20 protein-coding genes, 1 tRNA gene and 2 pseudogenes are annotated in these 21,231 nt (G+C 54.6%); 11 read left to right on the forward strand and 12 right to left on the reverse strand.

Features of this window, described 5'->3' with window-relative positions; all coding sequences use genetic code 11:
* Positions 1-4: 4 nt before the first annotated feature.
* From ACKWJN_RS09220 to ACKWJN_RS09260, 9 genes are all read left to right on the forward strand, one after another.
* Complete coding sequence (locus ACKWJN_RS09220) at positions 5-1,663, forward strand: thiamine pyrophosphate-binding protein (protein WP_408596237.1); 1,659 nt, start codon at positions 5-7, stop codon at positions 1,661-1,663.
* On the forward strand, positions 1,660-2,640 hold the full coding sequence (locus ACKWJN_RS09225) for a 2-hydroxyacid dehydrogenase (protein WP_408596239.1): 981 nt from the start codon (positions 1,660-1,662) through the stop codon (positions 2,638-2,640). Before ACKWJN_RS09220 ends, ACKWJN_RS09225 begins: the two co-directional genes overlap by 4 nt.
* A complete protein-coding gene (locus ACKWJN_RS09230; RefSeq protein WP_408596241.1) occupies positions 2,637-3,416 on the forward strand; it encodes a fumarylacetoacetate hydrolase family protein in 780 nt (259 codons plus the stop codon). The genes ACKWJN_RS09225 and ACKWJN_RS09230 overlap by 4 nt, the downstream gene beginning before the upstream one ends.
* Positions 3,413-4,300, forward strand: a complete 888-nt coding sequence (locus ACKWJN_RS09235) for a branched-chain amino acid ABC transporter permease (RefSeq protein WP_408596243.1) — start codon at positions 3,413-3,415, stop codon at positions 4,298-4,300. The genes ACKWJN_RS09230 and ACKWJN_RS09235 overlap by 4 nt, the downstream gene beginning before the upstream one ends.
* A 1-nt stretch (position 4,301) precedes the next feature.
* Positions 4,302-5,174, forward strand: coding sequence for a branched-chain amino acid ABC transporter permease (locus tag ACKWJN_RS09240; protein ID WP_408596245.1), 873 nt, complete (start codon positions 4,302-4,304; stop codon positions 5,172-5,174).
* A complete protein-coding gene (locus tag ACKWJN_RS09245; protein ID WP_408596247.1) occupies positions 5,171-5,935 on the forward strand; it encodes an ABC transporter ATP-binding protein in 765 nt (254 codons plus the stop codon). The genes ACKWJN_RS09240 and ACKWJN_RS09245 overlap by 4 nt, the downstream gene beginning before the upstream one ends.
* Positions 5,936-5,942: 7 nt before the next feature.
* On the forward strand, positions 5,943-6,683 hold the full coding sequence (locus ACKWJN_RS09250) for an ABC transporter ATP-binding protein (protein ID WP_408596250.1): 741 nt from the start codon (positions 5,943-5,945) through the stop codon (positions 6,681-6,683).
* Positions 6,680-7,810: an ABC transporter substrate-binding protein gene (locus ACKWJN_RS09255; RefSeq protein WP_408596252.1), complete on the forward strand. Its 1,131-nt coding sequence runs from the start codon at positions 6,680-6,682 to the stop codon at positions 7,808-7,810. Before ACKWJN_RS09250 ends, ACKWJN_RS09255 begins: the two co-directional genes overlap by 4 nt.
* A gap of 211 nt (positions 7,811-8,021) precedes the next feature.
* Positions 8,022-9,239 (forward strand): acetyl-CoA C-acetyltransferase, encoded by a 1,218-nt coding sequence (locus tag ACKWJN_RS09260; RefSeq protein WP_408596271.1) that lies wholly within the window; start codon positions 8,022-8,024, stop codon positions 9,237-9,239.
* 76 nt (positions 9,240-9,315) lie between these two features.
* Here ACKWJN_RS09260 and ACKWJN_RS09265 read toward each other — a convergent pair.
* The 12 genes and pseudogenes from ACKWJN_RS09265 to uvrB form a co-directional block, all read right to left on the reverse strand.
* A pseudogene (locus tag ACKWJN_RS09265) lies at positions 9,316-9,495 on the reverse strand (thiolase C-terminal domain-containing protein); the annotation flags it as partial.
* A gap of 13 nt (positions 9,496-9,508) precedes the next feature.
* Positions 9,509-10,629, reverse strand: a protein-coding gene (locus tag ACKWJN_RS09270) for an IS3 family transposase (protein ID WP_408596253.1) whose coding sequence is annotated in 2 segments (ribosomal slippage) — positions 9,509-10,368 and positions 10,368-10,629 — 1,122 coding nt in all. Because the reading frame shifts where the segments join, the coding sequence is not laid out codon by codon here.
* Positions 10,630-11,024: 395 nt separating this feature from the next.
* Positions 11,025-11,099: transfer RNA gene (locus tag ACKWJN_RS09275), tRNA-Val, on the reverse strand.
* Between the two features lie 25 nt (positions 11,100-11,124).
* Positions 11,125-11,838, reverse strand: a complete 714-nt coding sequence (dnaQ, locus tag ACKWJN_RS09280; RefSeq protein WP_408596255.1) for a DNA polymerase III subunit epsilon — start codon at positions 11,836-11,838, stop codon at positions 11,125-11,127.
* A 2-nt stretch (positions 11,839-11,840) separates the two neighbouring features.
* Entirely contained in the window at positions 11,841-12,179 is a 339-nt protein-coding gene (gene fdx, locus ACKWJN_RS09285; protein ID WP_408596257.1) for an ISC system 2Fe-2S type ferredoxin, read from the reverse strand.
* Positions 12,179-14,035, reverse strand: a complete 1,857-nt coding sequence (hscA, locus tag ACKWJN_RS09290; protein ID WP_408596259.1) for a Fe-S protein assembly chaperone HscA — start codon at positions 14,033-14,035, stop codon at positions 12,179-12,181. Before hscA ends, fdx begins: the two co-directional genes overlap by 1 nt.
* Positions 14,036-14,067: 32 nt before the next feature.
* Positions 14,068-14,637 (reverse strand): Fe-S protein assembly co-chaperone HscB, encoded by a 570-nt coding sequence (hscB, locus tag ACKWJN_RS09295; protein WP_408596261.1) that lies wholly within the window; start codon positions 14,635-14,637, stop codon positions 14,068-14,070.
* On the reverse strand, positions 14,618-14,941 hold the full coding sequence (gene iscA, locus ACKWJN_RS09300; protein WP_408596262.1) for an iron-sulfur cluster assembly protein IscA: 324 nt from the start codon (positions 14,939-14,941) through the stop codon (positions 14,618-14,620). The genes hscB and iscA overlap by 20 nt, the downstream gene beginning before the upstream one ends.
* 15 nt (positions 14,942-14,956) lie before the next feature.
* Positions 14,957-15,343, reverse strand: a complete 387-nt coding sequence (iscU, locus tag ACKWJN_RS09305) for a Fe-S cluster assembly scaffold IscU (RefSeq protein WP_100146056.1) — start codon at positions 15,341-15,343, stop codon at positions 14,957-14,959.
* A 21-nt stretch (positions 15,344-15,364) separates the two neighbouring features.
* Positions 15,365-16,585 (reverse strand): IscS subfamily cysteine desulfurase, encoded by a 1,221-nt coding sequence (locus tag ACKWJN_RS09310; RefSeq protein ID WP_408596273.1) that lies wholly within the window; start codon positions 16,583-16,585, stop codon positions 15,365-15,367.
* Between the two features lie 21 nt (positions 16,586-16,606).
* The gene (iscR, locus tag ACKWJN_RS09315; RefSeq protein ID WP_408596264.1) at positions 16,607-17,143 is read right to left on the reverse strand and encodes a Fe-S cluster assembly transcriptional regulator IscR; all 537 of its coding nucleotides are present in this window, start codon (positions 17,141-17,143) and stop codon (positions 16,607-16,609) included.
* A 138-nt stretch (positions 17,144-17,281) separates the two neighbouring features.
* Positions 17,282-19,390 (reverse strand): excinuclease ABC subunit UvrB, encoded by a 2,109-nt coding sequence (uvrB, locus tag ACKWJN_RS09320; RefSeq protein ID WP_408596266.1) that lies wholly within the window; start codon positions 19,388-19,390, stop codon positions 17,282-17,284.
* A gap of 118 nt (positions 19,391-19,508) precedes the next feature.
* Here uvrB and ACKWJN_RS09325 point away from each other — a divergent pair, with 118 nt between their 5' ends.
* A complete protein-coding gene (locus ACKWJN_RS09325; RefSeq protein ID WP_408596268.1) occupies positions 19,509-20,705 on the forward strand; it encodes an amino acid aminotransferase in 1,197 nt (398 codons plus the stop codon).
* A gap of 105 nt (positions 20,706-20,810) precedes the next feature.
* Positions 20,811-21,231: pseudogene (locus tag ACKWJN_RS09330) on the forward strand (polyhydroxyalkanoate depolymerase); the annotation flags it as partial.

The following is a 21,231-nucleotide window of genomic DNA, read 5'->3' on the forward strand; positions in this document are numbered from 1 at the left end:
ATTCATGGCGAGAATAACAGGGCGCTCAGCCTTTCTAGAGCTCCTGAAGGATGAGGGCGTTACGCATCTTTTTGGAAACCCGGGAACTACCGAGTTGCCCATCATGTATGCACTTGAGGATCACCCCGAACTGACCTATGTGATGGCGATGCAAGAGAGCGTCGTCGTGTCGATTGCTGACGGATTCAGTCGTGCGTCGGGGCAATTGGTTGCGGCCAATGTTCACGTCGCGCCAGGGCTGGGTAATGCCATGGGGGCGCTGTTCAACGCGAAGTTCACTGGCACCCCTATGATTCTTACCGCCGGTCAACAGGAGCAAGGGCACGGACTGATGGAGCCCATGCTTTACGACCCGTTGGTTCGTATTGCAGAGCCTTTGGTTAAATGGGCCATCGAAGTCACAAGGCTCGAAGATCTTCCGCGTATCGTTCGTCGTGCCGCCAAAATCGCTCGTACTCCGCCAACAGGACCTGTTTTTATCTCGCTTCCAGGGGATATTCTCAATGCCGAGGCAGATATCGATTTAGGGGCACGAACAGTTGTCAACACCTGCGTGCGCCCCAGCGATGCATCGCTGATGATGCTTGCGCAACGCATTCTTGCGGCAAAACGGCCCGTTTTGATCGTGGGTGACGAACTCGTCAAGAGCGATGCGCTCACAGAGGCTGCACAATTTGCTGACGCCTTGGGTTGCCCTGTTTACCAACAAACAGTTCCCTACGGCGCACACTTTCTTTCAGAGCATCCCTGTTTCATGGGGCCACTGTCGCGCAATCAGCCAAATGTTCGACAGGTGCTGTCAGCCCACGACTTGGTCATAGTTTTTGGAGCCGATCCTCTGCGCATGTCCGTGCATCACGAGATTGAACCACTTCCCCCCGGCATGCCCATTGTGCAAGTAGGCTTGGTTGACTGGGATATTGGTAAAAATTTTGCCGCCGAGATTGCGATTAAAGCCGACGTCCGAGAGACGTTTTTGGCGCTCACCCCTCTGCTGCGATCACTAGGCGGCGACTCTCTCCAATCATTAGCCTCCCAACGCATAGAAGCTATTTCGCGTGACAACTGGAGCACGCGACGCAGCGCTCTGATCAAGACCATTTCGCTCAAAGCCAACCAGTCACCGATTGACCCTGACTGGTTGCTTTTGCAAATCATCGATGTACTTCCCAAAAATGCCATCTTTGTAGAAGAGTCACTCACTGCCGCTCGCCATGTTCCAGCGCTTCTTCCCTACCGTGATCGCTTTGGTTTCTATGGACTCGCATCAGGAGGCATTGGATGGGGCCTTCCAGGTGCTGTAGGGGCTAGTATTGCCAATCCCGATCGCCCTGTTGTCTGCTTTACTGGCGATGGCAGTGCGATGTATTCGATCCAGGCTCTTTGGACAGCGGCCCATCATCAGCTTCCGCTGACGGTGGTGTTGATCAACAACGGCGGCTATCGCATCATTAAGCAGCGACTCCTGTCCTTTCACAACAGTCGTCAATTCGTGGGGATGGATTTCGCTGATCCTTCGATCGATTTCAGCGCACTCGCCAAGTCAATGGGCGTGGAATCTGTCCGCGTCACTGACGGCAAATTGCTGCGTGAAACCCTTCAGTCGGCTTTTGCAAGACCCGGCACAAAACTGATCGAGGTGATGGTTGAGGGCTCGGTATGACGCAAGTCCGTCCCGTCGTTATCATCCCTGACGATATCAACGGCGCTTATGCAGCAGCAGCGTCGCTGTCGCGCTTGAGGGATTTGGCCGAGGTGAACATCCACCCGACTCGTCCGATCGATGAAGCCGAACTGACAAACAGAGTCCGTGAAGCCGATGTCATCCTCTCCTTTCGCCCCGCATTCACCCGTTTTCCGTCAGCACTCATCAATGCCTGCCCTCGTCTCAAGCTCATCTGTATTTCTGGCACAGGCGTCGAGGACGTTGATGTCGCGCAGGCAAGCTCAAAAGGCATCGCAGTTGCTAATGTGGTGGGCTCTGCCAACCAATCGGTCGCTGAGCTTTGTGTCGCCTTCATGTTCTCGCTTGCCCGTCGGTTGTCCGAGCAGGATGCCTCCGTACGCACGGGGACATGGCATGGCAGCTCCGGATTTGAGCTGAGCGGAAAGACACTTGGCGTTTTGGGTTTGGGGGGCATCTCAAGAGAACTGATACGCATGGCTCGGGGGTTAGGCATGAACGTGATTTCATGGTCACGCAACAACGACTCTGCCCGTGCTCATGAGGCAGGCACTGAGGCGGTCTCACTCGAGAATCTGCTGCAGCGCTCCGATATCGTGTCGCTTCATCTCCGCCTGAATGCTGAGACGCACAGTTTTCTGAATGCGTCTCGCATTGCGCATATGAAACCAGGCGCACTGCTCATTAACACTGCCCGAGGTGGACTGGTTGACGAGTCAGCACTTGTAGCCGCATTGCAGTCGGGGCACTTGAGTGGGGCGGGTCTCGATGTATTTGCTGTCGAGCCCCTCCCCACTGACAGCCCTCTCAATACATTCACCAATGTCGTCATGACTCCGGTGTCAGGTTGGAATACGCGCGAATCATCGCAGCGCATGATCGATATCAGCATAGATAACGTTGTGGGGTTTTTAACCAAAAATCCGCAAAACATCGTCAACAAGGAAGCGCTATGAGACTCGTCAGATATTGGGATCCGGCCGCTGCCGCTGCTCGCTGGGGCGTCCATGAAGGCGACCGAATTCGTGAGATTGTGGGAACACCCTACAACGGGGTAACAACTACAAAAAATACGCATGCGCCTGCAGCAGTCAAATTGTTACCGCCTTGCGAGCCAACCAAAATCATTGCTGGTGGCGCCAACTACTACGGGCACCTCAAGGAAGTTGGCCTTGCAGTACCCGATGTCCCCGTATTTTTTCATAAGCCCATCAGTTCTTTGATTGGTCCAAATGATGCTGTGGTCTACCCGCCCCAGACCAAGAAGCTTGAATACGAAGGAGAACTGGCGGTGGTCGTGGCGAAACCGATGCACAACACGCCGCCCGAGGAAGTGCTGCAAAACCTGCTGGGCTATACCTGTGTCAACGACGTCACGGCACGCGACATCCAGGTGATCGGCGGTAATCTTCTGCATCTGAGCCACTCCAAGTCATTCGATACGTTCTGCCCCACCGGGCCTTGGGTGGAGACAGAGCTTGACGCACATAACTTGGACATTGAACTGCGCATTAACGGTCAGGTTCGTCAGAAGAAAACCAATACCAACGACATGATCTTCCCAGTAGAAAAAATGGTGAGCTACTTCAGTCATGTCATGACCCTTATGCCCGGCGACCTCATCCTGATGGGTGCGCCTCCGGGCATCGGTGGCATGGAGCCCGGTGACCAGGTCGAAGTGATCATCCAAGGCATCGGCACCTTGCATCACACGGTGGTTCTTCCCGCATGAATGTTTTTGCCCAGTTCTTAGTCAACGGCATCGTCGCAGGCAGCGTCTATGCGCTGATTGCGCTTGGTTTCGCGCTGATCTTTACAGCAAGTCGCGTTTTTCACTTTGCCCATGGCGCCGTGTACACGCTGTCAGCCTTTGTCGGCTACTCAGCGTTGGTCATTTTCAACTTAGGGACAATAGCATCCTTTGCTTCAGCGATCATCATCGCTGTAGCTTTGGGCACGCTCATCAACGAAGCGTTGTACGAGCCCATGCGAGAGTTGGGGGTTTCCTCGTTCGTGATGATGATCTGCTCTTTCGGCCTATTGATCATCATCACACATCTCACCGCCATTTTCTGGGGCACCAACCCTGTCGTTCTATGGCGCGGCGGGCAAGAAACAGTGCACGAGTTTTGGTCGATTCGCATTACCGAGCGCCAACTCGGTATTGTCGGCCTCACCGCTCTCTTAGGTGTGGGACTCTGGGTCTTCTTCAAATTCTTCCGCTTAGGCATTGCGATCCGTGCTCTGGGCAATGACAGTGAGCTGGCGCTCATCTATGGCATGCCAGCTCGAAAGCTCCGCAATATCAGCTTTGCTGTTGGCTCCGCATTGGCAGGTGTAAGTTCGCTGATGATCGGATTCAACGTTGGCATCATCGACTTCAACATGGGTTTTGACGTGATTCTTATGGCCACTGTGGCCATGATCATTGGTGGATTGGGCAATGTCAGTGCGGCAGCCGGCGGTGGCTTCATCCTCGGGGTGATTCAGAACGTTGCACTATGGAAGATCGACTCAAAATGGCAGATGGCGCTTTCCTTCTCGATTCTTATCCTGGTTCTGCTGTTTCGCCCGAGTGGATTTTTCGGTGAAAAGCAATCCGCCGTCGGACTCTAAGATGGAATACGCAATCTACCTCTGCACGCTCATAGCGATCTACACGACACTGGCTTTGTCGTTGAATCTTTTGGTCGGCTATACCGGGTTGATCTCGGTCACCCAAGCTGGCGTTTATGGCATCGGTGCATATGTCACGGCCTTACTTGCCCTCAACGTCACTCACGATCTGTTGCTGACGATGCTTCTGTCTGCATCGGCCGGTGTTGCAATATCACTTCTTGTTGCCTTACCGGCCTTACGTTTGAAAAATGAATATTTTTTAATAGCGACGATCGGTTTTCAAAGCATCATCTTCGCGATGTTCATGAACCTCGACATCACCGGGGGGCCCAATGGGCTCTACGACATCCCTGACCCAACACTGTTTGGTCTTGTCATCAAGGGAAGCGCAAGCAAGCTGGCTATTGCGGTCGCCCTTGCGCTGCTTTGCTACTTTGTGTCGTTGCGGGTCACGAACTCTCCATTTGGTCGTTTATTGCGTGCGGTTCGAGAAGACCAAACTGCCGTAGCCTCAATAGGCAAGAGCGTCTTTCGCATCAAGGTCTCGGTGTTCGTCTTCTCTGCAATCTTTGCAGCTGCGGCGGGAACCATCTATGTCTTCTGCCTCAAGGCGATCGATCCAGTTGCTTTCACGATTGACGAATCTATCTTCATCATCACACTCGTGATTGTCGGAGGTACAGGAAGCCTCAACGGCTCGGTGCTTGCGGCCATTTTGCTGATTTTGCTACCTGAATGCTTCAAGTTTTTACCAATTCCAGATGCAGTCGCACCACAGTTGCGTCAGGTGTTCTACGGATTGTTGCTGGTCCTTTTCACACGCTTTCGCCGTGAAGGACTGGTGGGCAAATACCAGGATGTTCTCAAATGAGTGCCATCCTTGAGCTCGACCAAATCTCTCGGCGCTTCGGCGGAATCGCTGCGGTACAAGATCTCAGTTTCGGGGTACAACCCGGACGCATTACCAGCCTGATTGGGGGCAACGGAGCTGGTAAAACGACGGTTTTCAACCTGATTACAGGTTATCTTGCACCAGATGCGGGCAGCATACGATTTCGAGGCGAGCGTATCGATGGTCAGCCACCACACAAAATAGCTCGCACAGGCATTTCACGCAGTTTCCAAGAGTTGAGGCTTTTCAACCGATTGACCTCACTAGACAACGTTCAGGCAGCCGTTCCCCATCAAAAAGGAGAGAGCATCCTTCGAGCCATTTGGGGTGGTCAGACGCTGCGCGATGAGGCGCAAGTCACTCAAGCTCGGGCTCACCAGATTCTGGATGACCTAGTGATATTGCACCAGGTCGACACCCTCGCCGAACAGCTCTCCTACGGACAGCAAAAGCTACTGACACTGGGTCGACTGGTAGCTGCTAAAGGTGATTTGTTGCTACTCGATGAACCAACATCGGGGTTGAGTCCAGCAATGGTTGACGATTTTTGCGCCCGGATGAAGGCACTTGTCGCATTGGGCTGCACCATTCTTCTGATTGAGCACAACGTCGAAATCGTGATGCGGTTGTCGGACTGGGTGATCGTGCTGCATCAAGGAACTAAGATCGCTGAAGGCACACCCGACGAGGTGCGTCGCAACGAATCGGTGATGCACACCTATCTGGGTCTGAGCGCATAAGGTCGTCATGCTAAACATCCAAAAACTTGATGCTTTTTACGGCAAGAAACAGGTACTCTTTAATATCGACCTCACATTAGAGGATCGGACGCTAGGCGCTGTGATCGGGCCAAACGGAGCTGGCAAGTCCAGCGTTTTACGTGCCGTGTTCGGGATGATCCCCGTGCGGCATGGGCTGATTAAATTTAACGACCATGATATTTCTCAGGGAACGCCGCTGAACTGCATCAAAGCGGGTATAGCTTTTGTTCCTCAGGGCGCGCGCGTGTTTCGTGACCTCACAGTTGGTGAGAATCTTCGCATGGGCGGCTTTACCCTCGCAAATAGAGAACTGGCCTTGCGTTCTGAAGAGGTGATTGAGGCCTTTCCAATTCTGGCCCAACGCAAAGCCCAGCGAGCGGGTGCTCTGTCTGGCGGAGAGCGGCAAATGCTGGCGTTCGGAATGGCGCTCATGCTGCGTCCTAAGTTGCTCTTGATCGACGAACCTTCGATCGGTCTAGCGCCCATGATGGTGTCTCAGGTATTCGATACGATCGTATCAATACGCAACAAACTTGGCACCTCTGTACTCATTGTTGAGCAACAGGCTCAGCAGGTGCTGCGCATCGTGGACTCGGTCTTTGTCATCCGAGCAGGGCGCTTGATCAGCCACGGGCCGGTCGAGCGCTATCGTGATTCCGATGTGCTGCGGCACGTCTATTTGAGTGAACCCGAACAGGAACCAACAACACAGGAGGAGAGCAAATGAAACGTCTTACTTTAACCAGGCTTGGCGCGATATTCGCGACCACATTAGCGATAGGAGTTCCACTTACCGCCAGCGCCCAGCCAGCAGTCGGGGCCCCCTACAAGATCGGCATCATCTTGCCGATGACTGGACCCACGGCCGACTACGGCGCCGACTTTAATCGCGGTGCGGTGCTCGCTGAAGAAGAGATCAATGCCTCTGGCGGTATCAATGGCCGTCCGATCAAGCTGGTGATGGGCGACAGCAAAAATCAGCCCAAGGATGGCGTTGCTGAATTCAGGAAGTTAGTAGAAATCGATAAAGTGCCAGCGATGATCTCTACAATGACGGGGGTCATTTTGCCGCAGTTTGCACTGTCTCGTGAGACAAAGGTGCCAATGATCGCGGTAGGCGCCATCACACCCGAGATCCGAAAGGGTGGACCAACGGTTTTTTCCAATTACCCTCTGGCCGATGATGAAGAACGAGAGATCGCCGAGTACGCAATCAAAACACTGGGTCTCAAAACAGCCGCAGTCGTCTATGAAAACAGTTCTTATGGCAAGACGCTCAGCGCGATCTTTATTGAAGAATTCAAGAAAGCCGGTGGCACCATCGTGGCTGAAGAGGTCATCGAAAAAGGCGGTCGCGATTTTCGTTCTCAAATCACGCGTATTGGCGCCACAAAAGCTCCGTTGGTGGTCGCGTATGCTTATTACGCCGAGGCGGGCTTACTCGTGCGACAGGCATCTGAACTGGGTGTGAAAGCTCAATTCATGAGCCATGGTTCGGTTCAGAACAAAGCCTTTGGCGATATAGCGGGACCTGCAGCCAATGGATTCATCAGCGGTTCGCCACGCTGGGATGATTCGAGTCCGAGCGTGCAAGCATTCATTGAACGGTATCGCAAACGCTTCAACAAGGAACCTGATCTCTATGGTCCCTATTTTTACGATGCAGTCAAGATGTACGCGGCCGCAATCGCTAAAGGCGGAGATTCGCCTGATGGAATTCGTCAAGCCTTAAAGAGTCTTAAAGATTATCCAGGGATCAACGGCGTCATGAACTTCGGTCCAGACAATGTGGTACTGCTGCCTCTCAGGTTTATGAAGTTTGAAAATGGTAATTGGTTACCTATAAAACGTTAAACCACGCATATCGCAGACCTGAATTTTTTGTAAAACGCTTGCGTTCAAATCCGAGCGTAAGTGGTTAAAAATTTTTATAGCACTCTAGCTTATTGAGCCTATGCTCAGCAATGCCCGTCCCTTCTTAACACCCGCATGAGCAAATAATTGTTTGATTGAGCTAGCCATTGCCATTGACAATCTAATTCTGTTTTTAGAAAAAAGGATGACCATGAGAGACGCTTATATTTGCGAGCCCTTAAGAACTCCAATTGGTCGATATGGTGGGATGTTCCGTGATGTCCCAGCCGCGGAATTGGCATCGACGGTAATCTTGGAGTTGGTTAAAAGATGCAAATTAAGATCAGAAGACATTGACGATGTTATTTTCGGGCAGTGCTATCCGAACGGTGAAGCACCTGCCATTGGAAGAGTCGCTTCGCTTGATGCAGGCCTCGCCGTATCGGTACCTGGACTGCAAATTGACAGGCGCTGTGGTTCGGGCCTTCAGGCTGTCATCGACGCGGCCATGCGCATTCAAACAGGTGTTGCTGATCTGGTTGTAGCTGGTGGTGCAGAAAGCATGAGTCAAGCCGAGCATTACGCCTTGGGATTGCGATGGGGCGTAAAAGGTGAGGGTACGCCCCTATCAGACCGAATAGCCAGAGGACGCATTACCGCCGGTGGTATGCATTTCCCAGTGGCTGGTGGAATGGTAGAGACTGCAGAAAACCTCCGCCGTGAATACTCAATCAGTCGACAAGACCAAGACCACTTGGCCTTTAACTCGCACATGCGGGCAGTGGCAGCGCAAAATTCTGGCGTGTTCAATGAAGAGATTGTTCCTGTTGGTGTGAAAGGCCGTGGATCTGTCGTAAACGTGCTGTGTAAGGATGAACACCCTCGCGAGGACACTACGATAGAGTCGCTTTCAAAACTTCATCCCATCCGTCTAACTATTGATCCTCACGCAACTGTGACAGCTGGAAATGCAAGTAGCCAAAATGATGCGGCCGCAGCGTGTATTGTTACTTCGCGGGAAAAGGCCGAGGCATTAGGACTTCGCCCGTTAGCAAAATTAGCAAGTTGGGCAGCGGCCGGCGTAGAACCCAACAGGATGGGCATTGGCCCAGTACCTGCCACAGAAAAAGCCTTGCAGCGTGCCAAATTAAATTTGAACCAGATTGACCTCATTGAACTCAATGAGGCCTTTGCGTCTCAAGTACTCGCAGTAACCAAATGTTGGGGGCTAGGGAAATCTGATTTCGATCGAGTCAACGTTAACGGTTCTGGCATATCGCTTGGACACCCTGTAGGGGCTTCAGGAGTCCGTATCCTCGCGACCTTACTGCGCGAGATGGATCGAAGAAGCGTTCGTTACGGGCTTGAAACCATGTGCATCGGCGGCGGCCAAGGTTTAGCCGCTATCTTCGAGCGAGTGTCAGTGTGATCCTGAAATTGTTAATTGCAAGAATCCATGCTTGCACATTGAGAATTAGAAAAAACACAGGCTATAAAAGTAGCGTTTAACTGGGGTCACTTCCGAGCACCAAGGTTGCCTGGCTTGAAAGAACGCCCCCGTTACCATGAGCAACGGCCAATTTGCATTGATCCACTTGCCGAGCCCCACAGTCTCCCCTGAGTTGACGCACGGCCTCCACCATTAAGAGCAATCCATACATCCCAGGATGGCAATAAGACAATCCGTAAGCTCCCCCATCAGGTAGACAATTCAAAACTAGAGATTCCTGTTTTAAATGTCCTCGGCATGAACTCCATGGGAGTTTTATTACCGAGGGAGTCATGGGGTCTGAACTCGTTGTAATCCATCACCCAAGCCTCAGCGGCCTCTTGAGCCTCAGCAATTGAGTTGAATAAATTGGCATCAAGAACTTCATCCCTGAAGCTTCTGTTGAACCGCTCAACAAATGCATTCTGATTGGGTTTGCCAGGCTGAATAAACAGCAGCGCAATTCCCTTTTCCTTCGCCCATTCTATGAACGTCTCGGACGTCATTTCGGGGCCATTGTCCATTCGAATCGCCTCAGGCGCACCGTAGACCTCAATCATCTGATTCATGGCCCTCACCAGCCGAGCTGATGGAATAGATGTCCCGCACTCGATACGCAATGCCTCTCGGTTGCCTTCGTCAATCACATTGAGTGTTCGAAATGGCCGACCGTCATAGAGCGTGTCGCGCATGAAGTCTAGCGCCCACACTTGATTCAACTGCGTTGAGCCCCCAAGCGGCTGACGCTCACGTGTAATAAACCGCTTTTTAGTTCGCCGTTTCATGTTGAGCCTCATATCGCAATACACCCTGTACACGCGCTTGTGGTTCCAAGGAAGGCCATCTTTACGCATCCGCGTGAAGCACTTCCAAAACCCCCAGCGCGCACGCACGGCAACAATCGCATTCAATGCCTCAACAACTGGCGCATCTTTGGCAGCCCAGTCTGTCTTGGGTTTGTACAACGCCGACCGCGATAAACCCACTAATTTGCAAGCCTTGCTTCGGGAGAGTTGATGGTCCACAACCATCGAATCAATCACAGCACGCTTGGCTGTCGGCGTTAGAACTTTCGGGACAAAACATCTTTGATGGCAGTGTTCTCTAGCGCCAGTTCTGCATACATGCGCTTGAGCTTACTGTTCTCAGCTTCAAGGTCCTTGATACGTTTGAGTTCACTGGCAGAAACACCTGAATACTTGCTCTTCCACTGGTAATAGGTCGCGTTGCTGATACCGTGCTTGCGGCAAACCTCAGCGACGGGTAAACCAGATTCACCCTCGCCCAAGATCCCAAGAATTTGGCTTTCCGTAAATTTCGACTTCCTCATCTCTCATCTCCAAAGAAATGGATGTCTCTATTTTCAACTTGTTCACCGATTGGGGGAGCTTACGCGGCTACCGAATCTAGATCCGAACTTTCCCCGAAATTAGTTCGAGCCCTATTTTGGTAGCAGAACCCTGCTCAAAACAAACGTAGCGATTTTTTCAAGCTGAGTAAATTTTTAGCCTCAACGGCTCGAAGGCTAGACTAAAAATGCTAACGTCTTTTAGAAGTCCAATATTGAAGAATGTTGGAGATAGATTTGTTTTGATTTTGGTATCAAAAATCTATGAAAAGACATTGAAAAATCTATGACAAGTAGTATAGAAGGACCATACTACTTTTGACATAAGAAAAAGCACCTAGAGTTTCCTCTAAGTGCTTGATTTCATTAGGTATTTTTGGTGGGCAGTACAAGTTTCGAACTTGTGACCCCTGCAGTGTGAATGCAGTGCTCTACCCCTGAGCTAACCGCCCTTTTCCATCTCTGGAAAGACCCGTATTATGCCACAGAATTTTCTGCTTTTCGCCACACGGTTTGCCCGCCACTGGACTTGTCGAGTTGGGTCAGCACGTCTTGGTGTTGCGACAGTTCTTGTTCAGACGCCACGATCACGGGCAACACCAAAGCACTGAGGTCCACATATTCTGTGGTGCGCGTTTGGTCATCCGAAGTCTCGGCTTCCATCAACAGTGCATCTTGGCCACGCGTCATGTTGATGTAAACGTCGGCCAGCAATTCGGCGTCCAGCAAAGCCCCGTGCAGGGTGCGCCCAGAATTGTCGACCTCCAGACGGTCGCACAAAGCATCCAACGAATTGCGTTTGCCGGGAAACATTTCCTTGGCCATCACCAAGGTGTCGGCGATGCTGTTGACGTAGGCGCCAAAGGGCTTGTGCCCCACTTGGCTCAACTCTTTGTTGAGGAAGCTCACATCGAAAGGGGCGTTGTGAATCAGAATGTCGGCGCCTTGGAGATAGTCCACCAATTGCTGCGCCACCTCAGCGAATTTGGGTTTGTCACGCAAAAACTCGTTGCTGATGCCGTGCACTTTGAGCGCGTCCTCATGGCTGTCGCGCTCTGGGTTCAGGTAGAAGTGCAGGTTGTTGCCCGTGAGCTTGCGGTTGAACAACTCGACACACCCAATCTCGATGATGCGGTCGCCTGCATCGGCCGACAAACCCGTGGTTTCGGTGTCTAGAAAAATTTGACGCATGGTCAGTGGTTTTCTTTGGCGTGGTTGATGGTGTATTTTGGAATTTCCACCACCAAGTTTTGTTGCGCCACGATGGCTTGACAGCTCAATCGTGAATTGGGCTCTAAGCCCCAAGCGCGATCGAGCAAGTCCTCTTCGGTCTCTTCCAATTCGTTGAGCGAGTTGAATCCTTCACGCACCACCACATGGCAGGTGGTGCAAGCGCAGCTCATGTCGCAGGCATGCTCGATGTGGATGTGGTTCTCCAACAAGGCTTCGCAGATGGTGCTGCCCGAAGCAACTTGCAGTTCTGCACCTTGTGGACACAGTTCGGCATGGGGCAAGATTTTGATGACAGGCATTACAGGGTCTCGATATTTTGACCAGCCAAGGCGTGCTGGATTCCACGGTTCATGCGCTGAGCGGCAAAGGCTTCTGTGCCTTTGGCCAGCGCTTCGGTAGCGGCTTCAATCGCAGCGGCATCACTCAACGGTTTGGCCGCCAAGGTGGCCGCCATCAGTGCGTCGATGTGGGTTCGCGATTCGGGCGAGAGCAAGTCACCATCGGCTTGCAAGGCGCTTTGGGTGGCCAGCCACATGCGGTCGGCATCGACCCGGGCCTCCACCAAGGCACGCGCATGAATGTCTTGTTCTGCGGTTTTGAAACTGTCTTGCAGCATGTGGGCAATTTGATCGTCCGACAAACCGTAGCTCGGCTTGACGGTGATGCTGGCCTCCACGCCGCTCATTTGCTCGCGCGCTGCGACGCTGAGCAAACCGTCGGCGTCGACCGTAAAGGTCACACGGATGCGTGCAGCACCTGCGGCCATGGGCGGGATACCGCGCAACTCAAAACGCGCCAAGCCGCGGCAATCGGCCACCAAGTCACGCTCGCCCTGCACCACATGCAAGGCCAAGGCGGTTTGGCCGTCTTGGTAGGTGGTGAAATCTTGCGCCATGGCGGTTGGAATGGTTTGGTTGCGTGGCACGATGCGCTCGACCAAGCCGCCCATGGTCTCAATGCCTAGGGACAGCGGAATCACATCCAGCAGCAACAGCTCGCCATCGGGGTTGTTGCCAGCCAATTGGTTGGCTTGAATGGCCGCGCCCAAGGCCACCACCTCATCTGGGTTGAGGTTGTTGAGTGGTGCGCGACCCAGCAAGGCCTCGACCGCCGATTGAATTTGCGGCATGCGGGTGGAGCCCCCCACCATGACCACACCCTGCACATCTTCTTTGCTGAGCTGGGCATCGCGCAAGGCTTTGCGCACGGCAGCCAAGGTGCGTTGGGTGAGTGCGACCGTGGCCGCCTCAAACGCTGCACGCGACACCGTGTGGGTCAATTCACCGCTGGTGAGCGACACGGCAAACGTGGCGCTCATGCTGGACGACAAGGCTTCTTTGCACGCACGTGCAGCCACCAGCACACGGGCTTTGTCGGCTGGTGTGTCAATGCGACACGCGGTGGCAGCTTGCACATGCTCGACCAATGCACGGTCGTAATCGTCTCCGCCCAAGGCCGAGTCCCCGCCCGTGGAGAGGACTTCAAACACGCCGCGCGTGAGGCGCAAGATGGAGATATCAAAGGTGCCGCCCCCCAAGTCGTACACGGCGTACACGCCCTCGCTGGCTTGGTCCAAACCGTAGGCGATGGCAGCAGCAGTGGGCTCGTTGATCAAGCGCAGCACGTTCAAGCCGGCCAATTGGGCTGCGTCTTTGGTGGCTTGGCGTTGCGCATCGTCAAAGTACGCAGGCACGGTGATCACAGCACCATACAGGTCGTCGTTGAAGCTGTCTTCGGCGCGAAAACGCAAAGTCGCCAAAATCTCGGCGCTCACCTCCACCGGCGACTTGTCGCCTGCGCGGGTGTGAATGGCCAACATGCCGGGTTTGTCGATGAATTGGTAAGGCAGTTGGTCGCGGTTGGCAATGTCGGACACGCCGCGGCCCATGAAACGTTTGACCGACACCAAGGTGTTTTGTGGATCGTCGGCCTGCGCCAGCAGAGCGGCGCGGCCAATCTGACGGCCGTCGCCTTCCAAATAGCGCACCGCAGAAGGCAAGATGACGTCGCCATCGCCGTCGGGCAAACACTCGGCCACGCCGTGGCGCACACTGGCCACCAAAGAGTGGGTGGTGCCCAGGTCGATGCCTACCGCGATGCGACGTTGGTGCGGATCGGGGGCTTGACCGGGTTCTGAAATCTGTAACAAAGCCATGTGTGTATTGTCGCTTCAGGGCAAGGTGTGTCTTAGTTTGGATCGAGCGCGTCAAGGCGCTGTTCGATGTCGCGGGCGAAGCGCTCGATGAACATCAAGGCCCTCACCTCTTGGGCGGCCTGAGATAAATCGTTCGCTTCATCAATGCAATGTTCACAGCGCTGCAAGCCTTCGCGGTGGGCTTGGGTCACGGTGTCGTGCAAGGCCTCTAGGGCGGACAAATCTTTGGCGTCGTCCAAGTCTTCGCGCCAGCTCATTTGCTGCATCAAAAAGGTGGAGGGCATAGCCGTGTTGTTTTCGGCCTGGATGGGTGCGCCACCCAACTCACACAGGTAAGCCGCGCGGCGCAAGGGATCTTTGAGGCGTTGGTAGGCCTCGTTGATGCGCACCGACCATTGCATGGCCACGCGTTGCGCTGCGGTGCCTTGAGAAGCAAATTTGTCGGGGTGCGCTTCGCGCTGCAGGTCTTTCCAACGGGCATCGAGCTCTGCCCGGTTCTGGGCAAAACGCTGAGGAAGTTCAAACAGCGCAAAGTCGCTGACTGCCAGCTGGGCCGACAGCGGCTGGTCTGACGCGCTCACGTCAGATCCGGAACGATTCACCGCAGCCGCAGCGGTCGCGTTCGTTCGGATTGAGGAACTTGAAGCCTTCGTTCAAACCTTCGCGCACAAAGTCCAACTGCGTGCCATCGATGTAGGCCAAGCTTTTGGGATCGACCAACACCTTGACGCCATGGTCTTCAAAAATGACGTCCTCAGGCGAGGACTCGTCGACGTATTCGAGCTTGTAAGCCAAGCCAGAACACCCCGTGGTTTTGACCCCCAAACGAACGCCCACACCTTTGCCACGTTTGGCCAAGTAGCGGGTCACATGCCGTGCAGCGGCTTCTGTCAAAGTGACGGACATCTTGTACTCAGTGAATCAGTGGGCGTGTTTCTTTTTGTAATCATCCACGGCGGCCTTGATGGCGTCTTCGGCCAAGATGGAGCAGTGAATTTTGACGGGCGGCAAGGCCAGCTCTTCAGCGATTTCGCTGTTTTTGAGGGCCGCGGCTTGGTCCAGGGTTTTGCCCTTGACCCACTCGGTCACCAGGGAGCTTGAAGCAATGGCAGAGCCACACCCGTAGGTTTTGAAACGTGCGTCTTCGATCACGCCCGTGACAGGGTTGACTTTGATCTGCAACTTCATCACGTCACCACAGGCCGGTGCACCGACCATGCCAGTGCCTACAGACTCGTCGCCTTTGTCAAACGAGCCCACATTGCGGGGGTTTTCATAGTGGTCAATGACCTTTTCGCTGTATGCCATGGTGTAACTTCCGTCTCTTGTTTAATGCGCAGCCCATTGGATGGTGCTGATGTCGATGCCGTCTTTGTACATGTCCCACAGGGGGCTGAGGTCACGCAGCTTGGCCACGTTCTCGCGAATGGTGGCCACGGCGTAATCGATTTCTTCTTCGGTGCTGAAGCGGCCAATCGTCATGCGCAAACTGCTGTGCGCCAACTCATCGCTGCGGCCCAAGGCGCGCAGCACATAGCTGGGCTCTAAGCTGGCCGAGGTGCAGGCAGAGCCAGACGACACAGCCAAGCCTTTGATGCCCATGATCAGCGACTCACCTTCCACATAGTTGAAGCTGATGTTGAGGTTGTGCGGAACACGGTGCTCGAGGTTGCCGTTGACAAACACCTGCTCCATGTCGGACAAGCCGTCAAGCAAGCGCTTTTGCAAAGCGCGGGCTTTGGCCACGTCTTGCGCCATCTCCAATTTGGCCAACCGGAAGGCCTCCCCCATACCGACGCATTGGTGTGTAGGCAAGGTGCCACTGCGCATGCCGCGCTCGTGGCCTCCGCCGTGAATTTGTGCCTCCAAACGCACGCGAGGTTTACGGCGCACGTAGAGTGCGCCAATGCCCTTGGGGCCATAGGTTTTGTGTGAGGCCAGGCTCATCAAGTCCACAGGCAGTGTTTGCATGTCGATCTCGACCTTGCCAGTCGATTGCGCCGCATCGACGTGAAAGATGATGCCTTTGTCGCGGCAGAGTTGCCCAATGGCGGTGATGTCTTGGATCACGCCAATTTCGTTGTTCACGTGCATCACGCTGATCAAAATGGTGTCGGGGCGAATGGCGGCTTTGAGCACGTCCATGCTCAGCATGCCGTCTTCTTGCACGTCGAGGTAGCTCACTTCAAAGCCTTGACGCTCCAACTCACGCATGGTGTCGAGCACAGCCTTGTGCTCAGTTTTGACGGTGATCAGGTGCTTGCCTTTGGACTTGTAAAAGTGCGCAGCACCTTTCAAGGCCAGGTTGTTGGACTCCGTGGCACCCGATGTCCAGACAATTTCGCGCGGATCGGCGCCAATCAAGGCACCCACATCGGCACGGGCTTTTTCAACCGCTTCTTCGGCCGCCCAGCCCCAAGCGTGGCTGCGGGATGCGGGGTTGCCAAAGTTCTCACGCAACCAAGGAATCATGGCATCGACCACGCGTGGGTCAACGGGGTTGGTTGCAGCGTAGTCGAGATAAATCGGGAAATGAGGCGTCATGTGGATACGAGCTCTGGAAAAAAGGGGTTAGCTTTTGGCGAAGGCATTGCCCAAGGCAAACACCGAATTGGGGGCGTTGACGCGGATGGGTTTGACCACCGGCATGCTGGAGATGGCGCGACGAATGGCGGGCTTGTTTTCGATTTCCACACCTTTGGCGAGTTGCTCATCGACCAACTTTTGCAAGGTGACCGAATCCAAGAACTCGACCATGCGCTGGTTCAAAGACGACCACAACTCGTGGGTCATGCAGCGGCCGGTTTCACCCAAACAGTTCTCTTTGCCACCGCAGTGGGTGGCATCGATGGGTTCGTCGACCGACACAATGATGTCAGCCACCGTGATGTCAGCCGCCTTGCGACCCAGAGAGTAACCGCCGCCAGGACCGCGGGTGGACTCGACCAAATCATTGCGGCGCAGCTTGCCAAACAGTTGTTCTAGGTAAGACAGAGAAATTTGTTGGCGCTGGCTGATGGCCGCCAAGGTGACGGGCCCGTTGTTTTGGCGCAAGGCCAAATCAATCATGGCGGTCACAGCAAAACGACCTTTGGTGGTGAGACGCATGGCAAGCTCCTTTCAGGGGTGAGGCATTTGTCGACTAATTGAGTCAACTATACCATAAACCCCATCGATTTGCTCGGGTACTGGCTCATTTGGGCAATTTGTCCAGGACAAAACAGCGCCTGTCTGGGCTCTCACGCGTCAGGCTTGTTGCGCCAACACCACCACGTTGTCGTGCCCAGCGCCACCAAATGCCTGCTCACGCAGCGAGGCCAATTGGTCGCGCACTCGGGCCGCGTTCTCGAACTCCAGATTGCGCGCATGCTCCATCATGAGTTTTTCCAAACGCTTGATCTCCTTGGCCACGTCTCGCTCGCTCATGTCTTCAAACTTGGCCTTTTGGATTTCTCGGGCCTGTGCTTCTTTGCCCGCCTTCTCGCTGTAAACCCCATCGATCAAATCGCGCACCTGCTTGAAGACACCACGTGGCGTGATGCCATGGGATTCGTTGTGGGCCACCTGCTTGGCGCGACGTCGCTCGGTCTCGCCAATGGCTTTCTTCATCGACTCGGTCATGCGGTCGGCATAGAGAATGGCTTTGCCGCTGAGGTTACGGGCGGCCCGACCAATGGTTTGAATCAGGCTGCGCTCGGAGCGCAGAAAGCCTTCTTTGTCAGCGTCCAGAATGGCCACCAAGGACACCTCGGGCAAATCGATGCCCTCGCGCAACAGGTTGATGCCCACCAGCACGTCAAAGGTGCCCAGGCGCAAGTCGCGCAAGATCTCGACCCGCTCCACCGTGTCGATGTCGCTGTGCAAGTAGCGCACCTTGACGCCGTTGTCGGTCAAATAGTCCGTCAGTTGTTCGGCCATGCGCTTGGTCAAGGTGGTGATCAAGACCCGCTCTTTGAGGTCCACGCGGATGCGAATTTCTTGCAGCACATCGTCCACTTGGTGGGTCGCGGGGCGCACTTCAACCAAGGGATCGACCAAGCCCGTTGGCCGCACCAGCTGCTCCACCACGCGCCCAGAGTGAGTCTTTTCGTAGTCCGCAGGAGTGGCGGAGACAAACACCACCTGGCGCATGCGTTTTTCAAACTCTTCCAGCTTCAGTGGCCGGTTGTCCAAGGCGCTGGGCAAGCGAAAGCCGTACTCCACCAAGGTGGTTTTGCGTGCACGGTCGCCGTTGTACATGCCGCCGAGTTGGCCCATCATCACGTGGCTTTCGTCCAAAAACATCACGGCGTCTTTGGGCATGTAATCGGTCAAGGTGCTGGGTGGCTCACCGGGTGCCGCGCCCGACAGATGGCGGGTGTAGTTCTCAATGCCTTTGCAGTGGCCAATTTCAGACAGCATTTCCAAGTCAAAGCGGGTGCGCTGCTCCAAGCGTTGCGCTTCCACCAATTTGTTCATGCCCACCAGTTCCTTCAAGCGCTGCGCCAATTCCACTTTGATGGTTTCTACAGCAGCCAGGACCCGGTCACGGGGCGTCACGTAGTGGCTGGAGGGGTAGATGGTGAAGCGTGGGATTTTTTGTCGAATGCGCCCGGTGAGGGGATCGAACAGCTGCAAGCTTTCGATCTCGTCGTCAAACAACTCGATGCGGATGGCCAGCTCCGAGTGCTCGGCAGGGAACACGTCAATGGTGTCGCCCCGCACACGGAACTTGCCACGTGTGAAGTCATGGTCGTTGCGCTCGTACTGCATGCGCACAAGCTGTGCAATCGCGTCACGCTGCCCGACCTTGTCCCCCGCGCGAACCGTCATCACCATTTGGTGGTAGCTCTCGGGCTCGCCAATGCCGTAAATGGCCGAGACAGTGGCCACCACAATCACATCACGCCGCTCCAAGATGCTTTTGGTACAGCTCAAACGCATTTGCTCGATGTGCTCGTTGATGGCACTGTCTTTTTCGATGAACAAATCACGCTGCGGCACATAGGCCTCGGGCTGGTAGTAGTCGTAGTAACTGACGAAATACTCCACCGCGTTGTTGGGGAAAAACTCACGAAACTCGCTGTAGAGCTGTGCCGCCAAAGTTTTGTTGGGCGCAAAAATAATGGCAGGCCGCCCCAATTGGGCAATCACATTGGCCATGGTGAAGGTCTTGCCCGAACCTGTGACACCCAGCAAGGTTTGGAACACCTCACCATCGTTGATGCCGTCGATCAACTCGGTGATCGCCGTGGGTTGGTCTCCTGCAGGGGGGTAAGGTTGGAAAAGCTCAAACGGAGAGCCGGGATAGCGAACCATTTGCCCGGTGGCCGGGGCGACGGTGGCGTCTGAAACAACTTCAAAGGGTGTGGACATAACTTGGCAAAAAGACAATCTCGCAGGCCCTTAAAATTCAGGCTGAGCGCACTAGCCTACCGCAGACTGCGCCTTCTGCCCTAAACCCCTTTTATTTATCTGTGATCAAGGACTGACGATGTCAATGTTTACCGCTGTCGAAATGGCACCCCGCGACCCTATCTTGGGTTTGAATGAGCAATTTGCCGCCGACACCAACCCCAACAAAGTCAACCTTGGTGTGGGCGTGTACTTCGACGACAACGGCAAACTGCCCCTGCTGGAATGCGTGCAAAAGGCGGAAAAAACCATGATGGACAAGCCCACCGCCCGCGGCTATTTGCCCATCGACGGCATTGCCGCCTATGACAGCGCCGTCAAGGGCTTGGTGTTTGGCGCAGACTCTGAGCCCGTCACCTCTGGCCGCGTGGCCACGGTGCAAGGCATTGGTGGCACCGGTGGTCTGAAAATTGGTGCTGACTTCTTGAAGCACCTCAGCCCCAACGCCATCGTGTTGATTTCCGACCCCAGCTGGGAAAACCACCGTGCTTTGTTCACCAACGCAGGTTTCAAGGTCGAGACCTATGCCTACTACGACGCCGCCAAGCGTGGCGTCAACTTCGACGGCATGCTGGCCTCGCTCAACGCAGCTGCGGCAGGCACCATCGTGGTCTTGCATGCCTGCTGCCACAACCCCACCGGCTACGACATCACCCCTGCGCAGTGGGACCAAGTGGTGAGCGTGGTCAAAGCCAAAAACCTGACCGCTTTCTTGGACATGGCGTACCAAGGTTTTGGCCATGGCATCCACGAAGACGGCGCTGTGATCAACAAGTTTGTAGCAGCCGGTTTGTGCTTTTTTGTCTCCACCTCGTTCTCCAAGAGCTTCAGCTTGTACGGCGAACGCGTGGGCGCTTTGAGCGTGCTGTGTGCCGACAAAGAAGAAGCTGGCCGCGTGCTGAGCCAACTCAAGATCGTCATTCGCACCAACTACTCCAACCCGCCCATCCATGGCGGTGCCGTGGTGGCCGCGGTGTTGGGCAACCCCGAGTTGCGCGCCTTGTGGGAAAAAGAATTGGGTGAGATGCGCGTGCGCATCAAGGCCATGCGCCAAAAGCTGGTCGAGGGCCTCAAAGCGGCGGGCGTACAGCGCGATATGGGCTTTATCACCAGCCAAATCGGCATGTTCAGCTACTCTGGCCTGAGCAAAGACCAAATGGTGCGCCTGCGCAACGAGTTTGGTGTTTACGGCACCGACACCGGGCGCATGTGCGTAGCGGCGCTGAACAGCAAAAATCTGGCCTACGTTTGCGAGTCCATCGCCAAGGTGGTGTAAACCGCCCTTTGCGCTGCCAAAACCGTCGCATGGTTTACACAATGTAAGGCTTTGTCAGCGCGATTGCTGTTATATTGCACTGCAACATTTCTAAAGGACAGTCGCATGCTTTACGAGCTTTACGAGACCCAGCGCGCATTGATGGAGCCTTTTTCCGATTTGGCCAATTTCGCGGCCAAATCGCTCTCCAACCCGGTCTCGCCCCTGGCCCAAAGCCCGTTTTCCCAGCGCATGGCCGCCAGCTACGAGCTGATGCACCGTTTGGCCAAGGACTACGAAAAGCCCGAATTTGGTCTGCGCTCGGTCGAGGTCAACGGCGTCGAAGTGGCCATCCACGAGCGCACCGAGTGGAGCCGGCCTTTTTGCAATTTGCTGCGCTTTAAGCGCCTGACGGACGACACCGACACGCTGGTAGCGATCAAGGATCAGCCGGTCGTGCTGATCGTCGCCCCCCTGTCGGGCCACTACGCTACGCTGCTGCGCGATACCGTCAAAACCATGCTCAAAGACCACAAGGTCTACATCA

This window comes from Limnohabitans sp., assembly GCF_046052825.1.
Classification (GTDB): domain Bacteria; phylum Pseudomonadota; class Gammaproteobacteria; order Burkholderiales; family Burkholderiaceae_C; genus Limnohabitans.

Bases quoted from the DNA above. Each gene is read 5' to 3' on its own strand.
- dnaQ (WP_408596255.1), bottom strand. From the start codon at position 11,838: ATGCGTCAAATTTTTCTAGACACCGAAACCACGGGTTTGTCGGCCGAT.
- ACKWJN_RS09255 (WP_408596252.1), top strand. From the start codon at position 6,680: ATGAAACGTCTTACTTTAACCAGGCTTGGCGCGATATTCGCGACCACA.
- hscA (WP_408596259.1), bottom strand. From the start codon at position 14,035: ATGGCTTTGTTACAGATTTCAGAACCCGGTCAAGCCCCCGATCCGCAC.
- ACKWJN_RS09325 (WP_408596268.1), top strand. From the start codon at position 19,509: ATGTCAATGTTTACCGCTGTCGAAATGGCACCCCGCGACCCTATCTTG.
- ACKWJN_RS09245 (WP_408596247.1), top strand. From the start codon at position 5,171: ATGAGTGCCATCCTTGAGCTCGACCAAATCTCTCGGCGCTTCGGCGGA.
- fdx (WP_408596257.1), bottom strand. From the start codon at position 12,179: ATGCCTGTCATCAAAATCTTGCCCCATGCCGAACTGTGTCCACAAGGT.
- iscR (WP_408596264.1), bottom strand. From the start codon at position 17,143: ATGCGTCTCACCACCAAAGGTCGTTTTGCTGTGACCGCCATGATTGAT.
- ACKWJN_RS09260 (WP_408596271.1), top strand. From the start codon at position 8,022: ATGAGAGACGCTTATATTTGCGAGCCCTTAAGAACTCCAATTGGTCGA.
- ACKWJN_RS09230 (WP_408596241.1), top strand. From the start codon at position 2,637: ATGAGACTCGTCAGATATTGGGATCCGGCCGCTGCCGCTGCTCGCTGG.
- iscU (WP_100146056.1), bottom strand. From the start codon at position 15,343: ATGGCATACAGCGAAAAGGTCATTGACCACTATGAAAACCCCCGCAAT.
- ACKWJN_RS09235 (WP_408596243.1), top strand. From the start codon at position 3,413: ATGAATGTTTTTGCCCAGTTCTTAGTCAACGGCATCGTCGCAGGCAGC.
- ACKWJN_RS09250 (WP_408596250.1), top strand. From the start codon at position 5,943: ATGCTAAACATCCAAAAACTTGATGCTTTTTACGGCAAGAAACAGGTA.
- iscA (WP_408596262.1), bottom strand. From the start codon at position 14,941: ATGTCCGTCACTTTGACAGAAGCCGCTGCACGGCATGTGACCCGCTAC.
- ACKWJN_RS09225 (WP_408596239.1), top strand. From the start codon at position 1,660: ATGACGCAAGTCCGTCCCGTCGTTATCATCCCTGACGATATCAACGGC.
- uvrB (WP_408596266.1), bottom strand. From the start codon at position 19,390: ATGTCCACACCCTTTGAAGTTGTTTCAGACGCCACCGTCGCCCCGGCC.
- ACKWJN_RS09240 (WP_408596245.1), top strand. From the start codon at position 4,302: ATGGAATACGCAATCTACCTCTGCACGCTCATAGCGATCTACACGACA.
- ACKWJN_RS09220 (WP_408596237.1), top strand. From the start codon at position 5: ATGGCGAGAATAACAGGGCGCTCAGCCTTTCTAGAGCTCCTGAAGGAT.